At 46.2% G+C, this 14,986-nt stretch carries 11 protein-coding genes; 5 read left to right on the forward strand and 6 right to left on the reverse strand.

All coding sequences use genetic code 11. The annotated features are described in order from the left end of the window. Positions 1-80: 80 nt before the first annotated feature. Positions 81-1,457, reverse strand: coding sequence for an MATE family efflux transporter (locus tag L3V27_RS10510; protein WP_237311816.1), 1,377 nt, complete (start codon positions 1,455-1,457; stop codon positions 81-83). A gap of 95 nt (positions 1,458-1,552) precedes the next feature. On the opposite strand from L3V27_RS10510, the gene L3V27_RS10515 reads away from it, so the two are divergent. After that, entirely contained in the window at positions 1,553-3,031 is a 1,479-nt protein-coding gene (locus L3V27_RS10515; RefSeq protein WP_012841926.1) for a DUF2867 domain-containing protein, read from the forward strand. Here the strand turns inward: L3V27_RS10515 and L3V27_RS10520 are convergent. Both L3V27_RS10520 and L3V27_RS10525 read right to left on the reverse strand, forming a co-directional pair. Next, positions 2,988-3,572 (reverse strand): NapC/NirT family cytochrome c, encoded by a 585-nt coding sequence (locus L3V27_RS10520; protein ID WP_012841927.1) that lies wholly within the window; start codon positions 3,570-3,572, stop codon positions 2,988-2,990. The genes L3V27_RS10515 and L3V27_RS10520 overlap by 44 nt on opposite strands. Before the next feature lie 22 nt (positions 3,573-3,594). Next, positions 3,595-4,218, reverse strand: coding sequence for a c-type cytochrome (locus L3V27_RS10525; protein ID WP_006742630.1), 624 nt, complete (start codon positions 4,216-4,218; stop codon positions 3,595-3,597). Between the two features lie 452 nt (positions 4,219-4,670). Between L3V27_RS10525 and L3V27_RS10530 the strand changes: the two genes are divergently transcribed. From L3V27_RS10530 to L3V27_RS10540, 3 genes are read left to right on the forward strand one after another with little or no spacing between them, the layout of a single operon-like run. Beyond that, the gene (locus L3V27_RS10530) at positions 4,671-6,935 is read left to right on the forward strand and encodes an OmcA/MtrC family decaheme c-type cytochrome (protein ID WP_237311818.1); all 2,265 of its coding nucleotides are present in this window, start codon (positions 4,671-4,673) and stop codon (positions 6,933-6,935) included. Positions 6,936-6,988: 53 nt separating this feature from the next. Continuing rightward, entirely contained in the window at positions 6,989-7,969 is a 981-nt protein-coding gene (locus tag L3V27_RS10535) for a DmsE family decaheme c-type cytochrome (RefSeq protein WP_237311819.1), read from the forward strand. A gap of 9 nt (positions 7,970-7,978) precedes the next feature. Continuing rightward, the gene (locus tag L3V27_RS10540; RefSeq protein ID WP_237311820.1) at positions 7,979-9,961 is read left to right on the forward strand and encodes an MtrB/PioB family decaheme-associated outer membrane protein; all 1,983 of its coding nucleotides are present in this window, start codon (positions 7,979-7,981) and stop codon (positions 9,959-9,961) included. Positions 9,962-10,048: 87 nt separating this feature from the next. Here the strand turns inward: L3V27_RS10540 and L3V27_RS10545 are convergent, their stop codons facing one another. The 3 genes from L3V27_RS10545 to rsuA all read right to left on the reverse strand — a co-directional run bounded on the left by L3V27_RS10545 (position 10,049) and on the right by rsuA (position 13,048). After that, positions 10,049-10,708 carry a DUF2913 family protein gene (locus tag L3V27_RS10545; protein ID WP_182018945.1) on the reverse strand — a complete coding sequence of 220 codons (660 nt, stop codon included), beginning with the start codon at positions 10,706-10,708 and terminating at the stop codon, positions 10,049-10,051. Next, complete coding sequence (locus L3V27_RS10550) at positions 10,708-11,910, reverse strand: Bcr/CflA family multidrug efflux MFS transporter (RefSeq protein WP_005393240.1); 1,203 nt, start codon at positions 11,908-11,910, stop codon at positions 10,708-10,710. The genes L3V27_RS10545 and L3V27_RS10550 overlap by 1 nt, the downstream gene beginning before the upstream one ends. Positions 11,911-12,346: 436 nt before the next feature. Further along, complete coding sequence (gene rsuA, locus L3V27_RS10555; protein WP_237311821.1) at positions 12,347-13,048, reverse strand: 16S rRNA pseudouridine(516) synthase RsuA; 702 nt, start codon at positions 13,046-13,048, stop codon at positions 12,347-12,349. 121 nt (positions 13,049-13,169) lie between these two features. On the opposite strand from rsuA, the gene L3V27_RS10560 reads away from it, so the two are divergent. Next, positions 13,170-14,921 (forward strand): DEAD/DEAH box helicase, encoded by a 1,752-nt coding sequence (locus L3V27_RS10560; protein ID WP_064353821.1) that lies wholly within the window; start codon positions 13,170-13,172, stop codon positions 14,919-14,921. Positions 14,922-14,986 lie beyond the last annotated feature (65 nt).

Here is a 14,986-nt window from a genome sequence, read left to right on the forward strand (position 1 = left end):
GCAACTCGATTCACTTTCTGTTCCTAATTTTGTTGACGTATTGAGCAGATTTTTGCAGCTGCAGAAAGCTCTGTTTACCTTTATTGACCGATAAGGTTTTTCATCCATTTTCGGCTCACCATTCTTGGCAGACAAATCGTCCACTTCACAACTTCCTCGGTCAAAAAGAGTAAGTAAACCCATTGTGGGTCCCAACCGAGCTGAATCGCAGCAAATGCCGCGAGTGGAATCCCGATCACCCACTGCGCAAGAATGTCTTGATACAAACAAAACTTAACGTCACCACCCGCACGTAATACCCCAACAATGACCATCATCGGTACCGAGCGTAATACGACACCTAAAGCAAGAATCACCATAAACTGTTCAGCTAACTGGCGAGTATCCGCTGTCAGTGCACTAAACGCATTAAGGATCCATTGATTGGACACGATCAATACAACAGCGACCACAAATGCGATAAACACATTCAAAATAACCGTAGCCCAAGCTTGGTAATACACAGGTTCAAAGTTTTTCGCGCCGAGTTGGTTACCCACTAAAACCGCAGCTGCATTCGATAGGCCAATCATCATCGCCAATGCGATTGACTCAACGGGCGTCATCACCGACAACGCTGCCAAACCTTGCACACCCGCTTGCCCCATGATGGCATGGTAAGAGAACAATCCACCAGCCCATGCCAAAAAGTTAAACGTGGTCGGTAAGGAAAGGCTCAAGAAACGCGTTATTTTGTCTACAACCAAACCTGCGCGTATATCATCCCAACCAAATGCAATTATGTGTTTCTTCAGCCATAAATAGCCAAATAGACAACCGACTTCGATAGCGCCACTGATAACCGTTGCAATGGCTGCCCCTGTAATCCCTAAAGCAGGAAAACCTAAGTGACCAAAAATTAACACCCAGTTGAGAAAAACATTAGACAGAATGCCTATACCACTAAAAAATGTGCTCAGCCCCGGTTGGTGCATCGCTCTCAACCCCACCGACATACTAGCGACACACGCAACAGCAAACATGCTAACGGATGAAATAATTAGATAGCTGGCCCCTAACTCAATCACTTCTTGTGAGTCTGTCGTCAGTTTCATGACTGGCTGTGGGAAAATAACAAACAAAGCAACAGCAATGGCGGCAAACACCATGGCTATCATCCATGTTAAAGCGGTACTGCGACGTACCCCGACTTTATCGCCTGCCCCCCAATATTGTGCGGTCAGTAATGCACCACCCGTCGTCACCCCAACTAACATGATGGTAGTAACAAACGTCGCGCGCGCCGCTACCCCAACAGCGGCTATTTCAGCTTCACCAAGTTGGCCGAGCATAAGCACATCAACGAGGCTTCGACTAGAAAACATCATGCTTTGCAGTGTAATTGGTAGCGCGATCGCAAATAAGCGACGTAAGAATGCTTTATCTGCATGTATTGAGAGTTGAGAGAGAAAAGTCACAAGCGCTCCAACGACAACTTATTGATAGAATGGGGAAAGTGTCTCATGATTATACTCTGTGGTGTTTATTCCACCAACGATTAAAAGGACAGATAATGAAAAAGGTGTTGGTGCTAGGCGCCTCGGGTTACATTGGTTCTCAACTTCTTCCGTTACTCTTAGATAAAGGTTACGCCGTCACGGCTGCGGCGCGACATATCGATTATTTGGAGTCAAGGACTCGGCCCCATCCTAATTTAACGTTGCGGTATCTAGACCTAGCCGACGCAGAAGCCACGCTCGCTGTGGTGAACGATTTTGACTTGGTATTTTTCCTAGTACACGGAATGGCACAAGGCGATGACTTTGTTGAGTACGAGCTAAACCTTGCTTTGAACTTTAAATACGCGTTGGAGCAAAGCCGTGTCAAACATGTCATTTATTTAAGTGCCATCCAACCGCAAACCGGAAACTCGCGCCATTTAGCCGCACGCAAAGCAACGGGCAAAATTATCCGACAGTCTGGCGTTCCAGTAACTGAATTGCGTGCAGGCGTCATCATTGGCCCCGGCTCCGCGGCTTTCGAGATCATGCGAGATTTTGTCTACAACTTACCTATTTTGATTGCGCCTAAATGGGTCGACTCAAAAGCCAACCCTATTGCCCTACCCAACCTCAATCACTATTTATTGCAGCTGGCCGAAGCATCACCCCCAGAAGAAAACCAAATTTATGAAGTTGGTGGGCCAGATACACTCAGCTACCGCGAGCAGTTTAAAGTCATTTGCCGAATCACCAACAAGCCTTATCGGCTGTGGTCGACACCGTTGCTTACCCCCAAAATGGCATCGTACTGGCTCGGCTTGGTCACCTCTGTACCAGCAAACATCGGCAAAGCATTACTCGCGGGGTTAGAGCATGACTACATTGCCGATTCCAAAGCGATTGAAGCACGATTTCCGCAAACGCTGATCAACTACGAGCAAGCGGTATCCGATACCATCCAAGATGAAGGCACGTTTGTGCGCAGTAATGTTTGGGGCTTTGAGCCAGCGGCACTTCGTCGATGGCAACCGGGGTATGGCTACTACCCTAAACAAGCCGGTGCGAGCATAAAAACTCAAGCCTCCCCTGCGGCATTATGGAAAGTGGCTCAAAAAATCGGGAGTCGTGAAAAAGGCTATTACTTTGCCAACATTTTGTGGCGCACACGTGAATGGCTCGACATCTTTTTTGGTGGCGGGAAACCGATTCGCGTTTCTCCTCCGGGGCCGGAGCTCAAAGTCGGCGATTATATTGACTCTTGGAAAGTGATTCGCTGCGAGGAAGATCAGTTCCTCTCACTGTTTTTTGGGATGAAAGGCCCGGGGCTTGGACGTTTAGAAATTACCATCAAAGACCATGGTGATGAACGAGAACTGGATATCACCGCTTGGTGGCACCCGCAGGGGTTTCTCGGGCTGCTTTACTGGTTTGCCATGATGCCAGCCCATCTATTCATATTCAAAGGCATGGTCAAAGCCATCGCGAAAGAAGCCGAAAGTATCAGTATTACTCCTCAGGTGGGACAGTCTCTGGAGAATCTAGAGAAATAGGCAGGTGATGAGCAATCCCCGCATGGCAATCAATGCACGATTGCTCTCGACTTTCCATCATTTGATGTCGACGCGCAACGGTTCGTCCTTGCGCTTCGAAATCCATCTTGTCAACGGAATGGCAATATCGACACTGTTTTGATTTATTCTCGATAAACTGCTGTGTGACTTCAGCAGCCAACCTCGGACGATGCTCCGCCTCGAAGTTCTCTAACGTAATTTCTCCAGTCAGTTTGTGATAGATGTCGGCTGTAGCGCCGATTTTCAATGCAATTTTAGCAAAAAACTCCCTAGGGACATGGCAATCACTGCACGTAGCGGCAACCACACCCTGAGCATTTTTGAAGTGTGGAGATGCTTGGTACTCCTCAACTATCGTATCCATCCCAATATGGCAACTGTAACAAAACTCGTTGCGATTGGTGTAATCCATTCCAAAGTGGAAAACACTGAGGGCCGCCCCACCAAGGATAAACGCCAATAAGCCACCAATTGGTATGCCGAGCATCCATTTTCTGTTTGGTTTACGCCATAAACTCATTGGTGTTCATCCCAAAGTAGCGCTAGCGATAACTCGCATAGTATTCTACGAGCGCGTTTAAATCATCGGCACTAAGCCCTTTGAATGCTTCGTCCATTTTCTTATCAACGGAGCGTTTGCCTTGCTTAAACTGTTTCAATGTCGTGGCGAGATAGCCCTTCTGCTGACCAGCTAAAATCGAAGCTTCATCCAGAGCGTTACTGCCACCATCCGAATGACAGTTCTCGCAACTTTTCGCGTGGATAGCCTTACCTTTCATCGCTAACGCTTGATCAAAAGACTGCTTAGCTGGCACAAACTCAAGCCCAGCATAATGCTTTGCTAACTCTTCAATCTGCGCCTCAGATAAAGATTTAACTATCGACACCATGTCGCCTTTTTGGCTCGTGTCTCCGTATACGTGATTAACCGAAGCTGAGGGTCTGCCTTCAAGGTAACGCAACATCTGGTCAAAAAAGTTGAACTCGGGAATCCCTGCGATGGTAGGAATATTCGTGTCTGAGCTAACACCGTTTGGCCCATGACAAGCTTCACATTCGTATTGTGAAATTAGCTCACTTGGTGACGCTAAACTGTGGGAGGCCAAAACTGAGCTAATGACTAACACCGAGGAAAATTTTAGAGAGAATTTAATTAGTTGGTGCATATTAGACTGACTCCGTAGTAATTATCTTTATTAATCAAAACCAGACAACGAATAAACGATAAGAAAATCAATTTATAAATGCGACTTAAAACCAACGATATCCAAGATAAAAATATTAAGCCGTCAACTATTTAAAGTATCGTAGTTCAATACCCTTACTTTTTCTGCGCCGACCTCTTCAATCGCAGAAAATCCAACCCAAATAATTGATTTAAAATGACAATAAATTCAACCCCAAAATTCACATACAAAAATAGTGGTTTATTTTAATAATATTTCATATTGCGTCTATACTCTTACAAGCCATGTGTTTCGATTTATTCAAGCGATGTAAATATGGATATTTTTTCTTTTGCCTTGAATATGAAATTAATATTTCAATCAATCGTTTATTGAAATATTCAACCATTCCCATGCATTCCCACTTACTTTAGGACGAATCGAGAGGGACTATGAACGGTTTAAAGTCGATCGCTACATTAATATTTTTTATTTTACTGCTCACCGGATGTGGTCCAGACAGCAAAAACGATCAGAATACACCACCACCTGCACTTGGTGATTTCGAGATCAGTGTTTCCAAGCCATCATTGGTCACTCAAGAAACCGGAGAAACCAAACTGGTGGTCGATTTTACCGTTAAAGACGGCAGTGACAGACCTCATGAGCTAGACGAAACGAAAGATTTTCGCATCGCACTTCTTAAAGCAATGCCCTCTCGTGTCGATACACAAAACTCGAGCGATCCAGCCTTTGCCTTCAATGGGCGCCATGGCAACACTTATTGGAAGAGTTTCCATCACTCAAGTAATACCGCAAATAACCGTGCCAGCATGGAGAGTGTTTGGGATGGAACACTAGTAAAAACAGACGAGGGGTATCGCTACACGTTTGCCATTCCTGACGTTTTGAAAGTGTCCGATCCTTATACTGCCGACTCTTCTAGCAACAATGGTTTTATCGCTTGGGATGCGGATAAACTCCACCGAATCGTCATGGCGTATGGCGAGCAAGGCAACGGTTTTACCTACGTGTTTGAATGGGTGCCGCAAGAAAGTTCAGATGCGGCTGTCTCTCGCAATGTAATAGAAAAAGGCACCTGCGAAAACTGCCATATGGGCGAACCGCTTCATCATGGACCGGGCTATCGCTCAATTGATAACAACATTGCCGTTTGTACCGCTTGCCACAATGACAGTAATCCTGGCGCTGCGCCAGCCAGACGCCCTCTCGCTGCCGTTGTTCATCAATACCACGGTAATGTTTTCAAATTAGGTAGCGACAGAAATAACACCGACACTTACAAACAGCCTGTCGACGAGAATGACGTGCTCGTTACCGACATCAATGGTTTAGTCATTGAAGGCAACCCTTTCCCGCAAGATGCCCGCAACTGTACAACCTGCCATTCAACCGATGTCGCGAAAGCATCAGACGCCAACAATTGGTTTGAACACCCAAGCCAAGTTGCCTGTGAGACCTGTCACTTGTACCGAGACAGAGGCGCGCATGATAACCAAGTCGGTACGGCTTGGGTAAGAAACGGCGAGCCACAAAACTCCTGCTCGGGCTGTCACCGACCTTATGACCGAGATGACAATGGCGCTCCAATCATCGGCCAAGACGCGAGCCGAAGTGCTAAAACTGTTCACGTAATGCGTTTAGAAAATCTTGCAAAGGCACGTGATTCGCTTGAAATCAACGTTGAAAGCGCGCGATTTATTGATGACCAGTTTGAGGTTGAACTAAGAATGTCGAAAGCGGGCACAGGTATTGGCTCCATCGACGAACTGACCCCTTTCATCAATGAACATGGGCACCTCAATTTGTTGCTGAACTGGGATAACGGCCAAGGCCCGATGGTCGCAAACAACAGTCTCAACGTCGCCGATGATGGCGCACTTGGTGACGGCTGTGAGGCTCAAGGAGAAGGCCTATTCTTGTGTCATAAAGACTTCACTGACGCTGCGATTAAGCCAATCGCCAACTCTACGTTGACGGTTAACATCGCCGACATGCCACTTTGCGCCAACCGTAGAGATGGCGAGCTCGCCGAATGCGCCACGTTTGAGGGAATCGATCTTATCAAATCGCCTTTCGTCATTGCCGCCAATAACGCATCAGGCTCGTTTGATGTGTCTGGTATCAACAAGCAACACAAACTGCCAGTGGGCGCGGACATTTCATCGTGTAACGATTGTCACAAAGAGCTGACTATCCATAAGCTTGGTGAGCATCCACATGCCGCCACCGACTTCCAACAATGTAAAAATTGCCATAACTCTGAACGTTCTGCGTTTTATCCTGGGATGGCGGCTGATCTAAAGTACCACGTACACTCATTCCACGCCTTTGGCTCCGCTCATAGCGGTGAAGCGCCTTTCCCTGGCGCAGTCAACAACTGTGAGGCCTGCCATACCAATGCTCAATACAACTTACCTAGCCAACAAAATACGCGCCCTTCTCTGGCGAGTGGTAAGTACTTTAGTCCTGCATTAGTCGCCTGTGGCGCGTGTCACTTAGAGTCATCTTTAGCTAATGCTGACCCGAATAGTGTGGCAGGAGATGCGACTCTGAACCATATGCTGAATCACGGCGCCGTATTTGGAGCAGACACAGCAGCACAAGCCATGGGCTCCGAGCAATGTGCAACTTGCCATGCCATTGGTCAGTCACAAGGGGTAGATAAGGTTCACAAGGTATACGACTACCGTTGAATTCGTCATTGAACACAATGCTTTGACAATTAAGGACAAGAAAAGGAAGAGCTATGAAAGCAATGTTTCTGCGGTGGTTGGTAGCTGGGATACTTGGGTTAGGCGTCATCTTCACCGTCAGTTCGGAAGATGTCGCCGAGCCAGAACCCAAAGCGGCGACGTTAACTCAAGAAGAAATTGAAACTATATTGGACACCAAATTCTCTGAGGGGAAATACTCACGCCGTGGAGCAGATGGCTGCCTTCGTTGCCATGACGATACCTCAGACAAACCTGCAACCGGTATTTTCGACAACATCCACGGCAAGTCAGCGAATTTGCATGGACCAATGAATGATAAACAATGTGAAGCATGCCATGGCCCAGCAAACAATCACGCGCGCAATCCGCGAAAAGGACAAGTTCGTGAGCCGATGATCACCTTTGGGCCAAACTCCCCTGTTCCGGCCGAAAAGCAAAACAGCGTGTGTTTATCTTGCCACCAAGATGCGAAACGCTCGACTTGGCATAGCAGTGAGCACGCTTTTGAAGGGCTGCCTTGTGCAAGCTGTCACCAACTGCATCAAAAAGACGATCCGATGATGGTTGCCGAAATGCAAGCAGACAAATGCACCGATTGCCACTCCCGCACCAAATCGGATATCCACAAACGCAGTCGTCATCCTATCATTGACGGCGTCATGACTTGTTCTAGCTGCCACAATCCACATCAGGCATTAAATGAAGCAAGCCTGAACTGGTCAACCGTCAATAACGCTTGTTACGAGTGTCATGCAGAAAAACGCGGCCCATTCTTATGGGAGCATGAGCCTGTAACTGAAGATTGTACATCCTGCCACACACCTCATGGTTCAGTGAACAAAGCCCTGCTCAATAAACGGCTGCCAATGCTATGTCAGGAATGTCACCGTGTGCCACATGCAAACGTAGCCATTCCTGAAAACGACTTGAGAGTGCGCGGCGGAAGTTGTTTGAACTGCCACAATCAAGTGCATGGCTCTAACCACCCACGTGGTCAAACATTAAGTTATTAGGAGGGAGGCATGAAACTATCTCAACTGTGCATCGCTATTTCCCTTGCTTTTGCTGTGCAAGCGCACGCCAACGATTATTCGTTACAACGTTCTCAACCAGCCGACACTAGCCGCTGGCAGTGCAGTGAATGCAGCAGCGATGGCACGTGGAGTGGAGAAGTCAGCGCTGGCGTCGGTTACCTTAACAACGATGGTTCCTCGCGATTCTATAATTGGAATCCACCCGTTTACGGTACAAACTCTGACAATAAACACTTTAACGCGAGCCTAAACGCCGATATCGAACAATATGAAGACGATGGGTTCTACAATCGAATCGTCGTCGAAGATCTTGGTTTGCAACGCTTCTTACTGCAGTGGGAAATGGGCCAGTACGACGGATTACGTGTCCTCGGCAGTTATAGTGAAACGCCGTACTTCTGGAATCAGTCCTCACTCAGTGCGTATCATCCAAGAGAGGATGCACTCGTCAGTGGTGACCTATCGAAATATGAAAACTCAGTGACGCGAGAGACGTTTAAGTTAGAACTCAAGTACACACCACATACGCCATGGAAGCCATATGCATCCATGAAGCACGAACGTAAAGAAGGCACAACTTCGCTTTATTCATCGACTATTCCGGGTTACGCCAACGCGCCGGGATTCATACCCAAAGCCGTCGAACATGAAACCTTAAATACTCAAGTAGGAGTAAGCTACATGGAAGATTTGTGGCTGGTGGATATTGCGTATCGCGGCTCGTTTTTTAGAAATGACAAGTCCGCACTTTATTACGGCAGCACTACCAATCCTTACGCTAACCACCTCGCGTATGAGCCTGACAACGACTTTCACCAGTTTGCTGTCACGGGGAATTATCGGTTGAATCAACAAACGTTCAGTGGCCGCTTACTTTGGTCACAGACGTCTTCTGAAGGCGGGTTAAATCCATTCCCGCAGTCCCCCGTTAACTCCAATACATTCCATGGCGAAACTAACACTTGGCAAATGAGCGCGGATTACCATAACAAACTTTCGCGAGACACTGCTTTCGCCATTTCTGCGGACTATTCAGATAAAGACGATAACTCCGATAGAAACACCATCATCGGATCGACGAGAGAAAAATACGACCACACCAAAACCAAACTGGAAGCAACACTCAAGCATCGTGTTACTTCTAATGTAAAAGTGACTACGGGTTACCATTTTAGACAAGATGAGCGAAGTTATGCTGATAGGAAACATACCGATGAACAACGCGTTTTTGTTGGAGCCCAGTACCGACCAAGTAGACCGTGGCAATTAGGCGGTAAAGTCTCCTACTCTTTTCGCGATGGCTCTGATTGGCAGGACGACAGCAGCGACTCGCCTAATTTGCGCCAATACTATTTAGCCGATAAAGAGAGGATTGAGCTCCGTGGCGACGGCGGCTATGACGTAACAAACGATGTCCAGTTACTTGCTGAGCTTTGGTACGGCAACGATGACTATGCAAAACCCGATATTGGTTTGAGTGAAGGGGAAGATTACGGTTACGACCTCAGCCTTAACTTCAATTTACTCGACGGACTAAGCGGGCATGTTTTTTACAATCAACAGATCATCCGCTCCGAGCAACAACAAGCAAACTCTGACGTTGTCGGTTGGAATCGCTACACCACCAAACTCAAAGATGACATAACAACCATTGGCTTTGGTGTGAGTAAAGAGCAGCTACTAGACGACAAACTTTCTATCTCGTTTGATTACAGCTACAGCCAAGCTGATGGAAAATCTTCAACCACATCTGATGGCTACCAATATCCTGATAACGAGGCGAACTCGTACCGATTTGAAGTCATCGCTGACTATAAAGTATCTGAAAATCAAAACGTGCAGCTTAACCTCCTTTATGAAGACTACTCAGAAGAGGATTACTTGTTTAATAACGAAACCGAAACGATGGGCGACGTTTTGCAAAGCTATGAAGGTCTATATGGTGGCGTCTATTGGAAATATCGCTTTTAAATACAGAGTGACGTAACAAAAAAAAGCATCAGACGTTTCAAACGCCTGATGCTTTCGTATTTCAATTCTACTGCTGTGAGAAGTTGATTAAGCTTGGAAGCTCAACGGAATCTCAGCCAATTGGTTACCTTCGTTTGCAGGAAAGATAAGGTACTCGCCGTGGTATTTCACCATCGATTTGTAGTCCGTCACTTTATGCACCATAAAGCCCGCTTGCGCTGCTTTCTCAACAAACTCAGCATGGTTGCCACGTACAAACCAGCTCATTGGTTTGACGAGCAGCTCGCCGTCGAAGCAGCTTTCGCATTGTTCTGCACATAGCGCCAAAGAGTTTTGACCTTCCGTGAAGATTTGGATTTTGCCACAACCAACAAGTTGCTCAGACGTTGATACTTCCCAACCCGCTTGCTCCATCAAATCAAGAAATGATTCAATATCGGAGTCTTTTATCACTTTGGACTCTTCACCTTCAGGAAAAAACTGAGCGTAAAAAGCGGAAATACGCTTGAAGATAAACAACAAACCAGCGTCATTACCCTTTGAACGACCTGCTTTTTGCCAACGTGTTAAGTCATCGCCTACGGCTCGACCGAAACGTTGAGATTTAAGTGCTTTGGTAACCCAGCGCACTAAATAATGGTTATTCGCAACAGGGGCATTGGCTAACTTACCTGAGCGATGCTCTTGATCTAACTCTTCAAGTGCTGAGTTAACTAAGTTTTGAATTTCTTTGGTGTAATTCGACATTACGCCTTTCTTCCTAAAGTCCAATAAAACAGTGCTGAAAGCACAGAACAAGCAAACATCACAATGATCATCGGCCACGCCACATTACCTGGTAGTGATGCCACCAGCGCGCCAACCAATGAGCCGATACCGAATCTTAACGTCCCCGCCAGAGACGAAGCTGTACCTGCCATTGATGGGTAGCCACTTAAAAGCAGCGCCATCGCGTTACTACCTATCGTCGACAATGTACCGATAAACAGCACAACAAAAGGTACGATGCCCCATAATCCGAAGTCCATTAACCAACTTACGAATAAACCAATCCCCGCCAAAAGTTGCACGAACAACCCAAAACGAAGCATGGCATGAGAGCCAACTTTCTTCACCAAGCGACCATTAATACTGGTCATGATGATCATCGCAACAATGTTCAAACCAAATAAATAACCAAAGTGGTCTGGTCGAACACCATATAAATCAATATAAACAAACGAACCCGCGGTCAGAAATGCAAACATTCCGGAAAATGAAAACGCTCCAGAAAGCATCAAACCTATCGCTTCAGGGTTGGAGCATAATCTGGCGTAGTTTCTCATCGTAGTGCGAAAACGAAGCGGCTGACGATTTTCTGGTTTCAACGTCTCTGGGATTTTCCAAAGTACCAGTAGAATTACCACCACAGCGAAAATGGCTAACACCCAAAAGATCGAACGCCAACCAAACCAGATCGCTAGGTGACCACCTATCATAGGCGCAACCAAGGGTGCCATGGTGATCACTAAGGTGACGAAAGACATTGCACGGGCAAAGTCTTCACGGTCAAACATGTCACGCACGACGGCTTGGATAATGACCGCCGCTGCCGCGCCAGCAAAACCTTGTGCTGTTCGCACATAAGTCAATGCATCGATGCCGTTTGTGGTCGCACTCACTACCGCCGCTAATCCAAAGAAAAGCACACCCAAAATCAGTACAGGTCTACGGCCAAAACTATCGGCAAGCGGCCCATGAATTAACTGGCCAATCGCAAAACCTGCCGTATAAGCCGTCAACGTAATCTGAACCGCGCCAGGCGCAACACCCAAATCTTTCGCGATGGTTGGCATTGCAGGCAGATACATGTCGATCGCCAAAGGCGTCAAAGCACCAATCGCTCCTAATACAAGAAACAATAGAAAACTGATTTGGGATTGCGGAGCGCTTTGCGCTTTTTCTGTCATTCTTTTACCTCTTGTTGGAGCCCTTTCGTCAATACTTTCAGAGCAAAGTGAACGTAACGGACGGTTCTCATATCGTTGAATCTAGAAGCCAAAGGTCTGTTCTATCAACGTTCGAGAATCATAAGGGCAAATATGTACCAAGGTGTGACCTTGACGAACTCGACATAGAAAAGCATGTGAAAGCGAAATGTGTTTATGGGAAACAAACACAATGCAGTAAAAATGATGGCGTTGACACCATCATTCCATTCACCGTAGCCGAAGGCTTTGCAATAAGAGTATGCATGCCTCAGCTAAATGCAAAGGCATATCACTGAGATGAGTAAGCACACCGGAATTGTCTAGGCACTAATTTTGGTAGGAAAATTTATTTTGAGCCAATTCCTACCAAAAGACTAGTTCCTATTAGGAACTAAAGAATTTCCCATGACGACAATTAATTCCAAATAGAATCAATTTCTTCTTGCGTGAGGTAGCGATAATCACCTGGTTCTAGTACCTCATCAAGTTCGATAGAACCAATACGCTCACGATGTAAGTACTCAACTTTATTTCCTAACGCCGCGAACATACGTTTCACTTGGTGATACTTACCTTCCACGATAGTTAACAATACTTCATTCTCGGCCTCGTTCACGATTTCCAAACGAGCAGGCAATGTTGCTTCTGATTCATTGCGCAAAATGATGCCTTGTTCGAGCTTTTCCGCATAATCAGGCTGAATAGCATCGACGAGCCAAACACGGTACGTTTTCTCACACTTATGCTTAGGTGAGGTAATACGGTGAGACCACTTACCATCATCCGTAATCAACACTAAACCAGTTGTGTCGACATCTAATCGGCCCGCAAAGTGAAGGTTTTCAATTTTAGGCTCATCAAGCAATGCGAATGCAGTTTGGTTGTAGCCATCTTCATGTGAACAAACAAAGTCAGCAGGCTTATACAACATAATGTAACGAGGACCAGGAGCACCAATAACACGGTCTTCCCACATCACTTCCGCACCTTCAGGTACTTTAAATGCACCACTTTTTTGAACCTCACCGTCAACGGTGATGTCTCCACTTTTGATGATCTTTGTTGCCTGTTTGCGTGTTGCACCCAGAGCGTCACACAAATATTTATCTAAACGCATGAATACCTCATTGAATTATACCCAAGTGATCTCTAAATCTCGGTTTAAAGGTCACTTGGGTATAAAAGTCAGGTATTATAGCGTTCCTAGTTCGAATAGTTGAGCAATTTCACATATTTTCATGTACACACTTCGTCCTTATCAAGCCGACTCGGTTAAAGCCGTTATTCATTACTTTCGTAAACACTCGACACCAGCAGTGATCGTGCTGCCAACCGGTGCAGGAAAAAGCTTGGTGATCGCAGAACTTGCTCGCCTTGCGAAAGGACGAGTGTTAGTCCTTGCCCACGTAAAAGAGCTGGTCGAGCAAAACCACGCGAAGTATGAAGGTTATGGTTTAAAAGGTTCTATCTTCTCAGCAGGATTGGGACGAAAAGAAACTGACCAGCAAGTCGTGTTTGCTTCGGTTCAATCGGTCGTACGTAACTTAGATTCGTTCAAAAACCAGTTTTCTCTGCTCGTTATTGATGAGTGCCATCGTGTGCCAGATGACAAAAACAGCAGCTACCAAAAAGTTATTACTCACTTACGAGAACTGAACCCTGGCATTAAGGTGCTGGGACTAACTGCAACGCCCTATCGTTTAGGAATGGGCTGGATTTATCAGTATCACACCCGAGGTCAAGTGCGAACCGAAGAGCCTCGATTCTTCCGCGATTGTATTTTCGAACTGCCGATCCGTTACTTGCTCGACGAAAACTTCCTCACTCCAGCCCGCATGATGGATGCGCCCGTTTTGTCTTACGACTTCTCTCAGCTGAAGCCCGCTAACACCGGACGCTACAAAGAAGCAGAAATGGACATGGTGATCGATAAAGCCAAACGTGCGACTCCACAAATTGTTGAGCAAATCATGCAATATGCGAAAGAGCGCCAAGGGGTCATGATCTTCGCTGCAACTGTTCGACACGCACAAGAGATCCACAGTTTACTGCCAGAAGGCGAAACTGAAATCGTCATTGGTGATACACCTACGCTGGAGCGCGATGCGATCATCCAAGCGTTCAAGAATCGCCAAATAAAATACTTGGTCAATGTTTCGGTACTGACAACCGGTTTTGATGCGCCGCATGTCGATTTAATCGCGATTTTGCGACCAACAGAGTCAGTCAGTCTGTACCAACAGATAGTAGGACGAGGATTACGCTTATCAGACGGAAAATCAGAATGTTTAGTGCTTGATTACGCAGGCAACAGCTACGATTTATACCAACCTGAAGTCGGTGATCCCAAGCCAGACTCTGACAGTGAAATTATCACGATTCCTTGCCCGGCTTGCGGATTCAATAACAACTTCTGGGGTAAGTTGGATAGTAACGGTTTCTTGGTTGAACACTTTGGCAGACGTTGCCAGGGTTACTTTGAAGATGAAGACACAGGCGAGCGTGAACACTGTGGCTACCGTTTTCGTGCCAAATACTGTGGTGAATGTGGTGCCGACAACGATATTGCTGCGCGCATTTGTCATGAGTGTGACGCAACGCTTGTTGATCCAGATAAAAAATTAAAAGAAGCCCTTAATCTGAAGGATGCATTAATCTTTGAATGCACAGAAATGGACCTGTCAGTATTCAAGTCCAGTGATGGTAAATCTCAACTCAAGGTGACGTATTCTGGTGAACCATACCAAGGAGAAGGCAATGCGTTAGTTCATGAGTTTTGGTCATTGAGTACCAAAAAACAAAAACAAACGTTTAAAGACCAGTTTGTGCGCCCTCACTTGGCAGACAAGCATCGCCCTTTTGAAGAGGCTTCACCGACACGTGTTGTTGCCAATCAACATCGTTTCCGTTTACCTCAGTTTGTTATTGCAAGGAAATCCGGTCGCTTTTGGAAATTGCGAGACAAAATTTTTGAAGACGAGTTGAAATAACGTCCGCAACATTTAGTAAAACTGAACTCGATGATTCACTCTCTGTTCATCTATATCCGATATAC

Origin of the sequence: Vibrio sp. J2-3(2022) (assembly GCF_021725735.1) — a bacterium.
Taxonomy (GTDB): Bacteria; Pseudomonadota; Gammaproteobacteria; order Enterobacterales; family Vibrionaceae; genus Vibrio; species Vibrio diabolicus.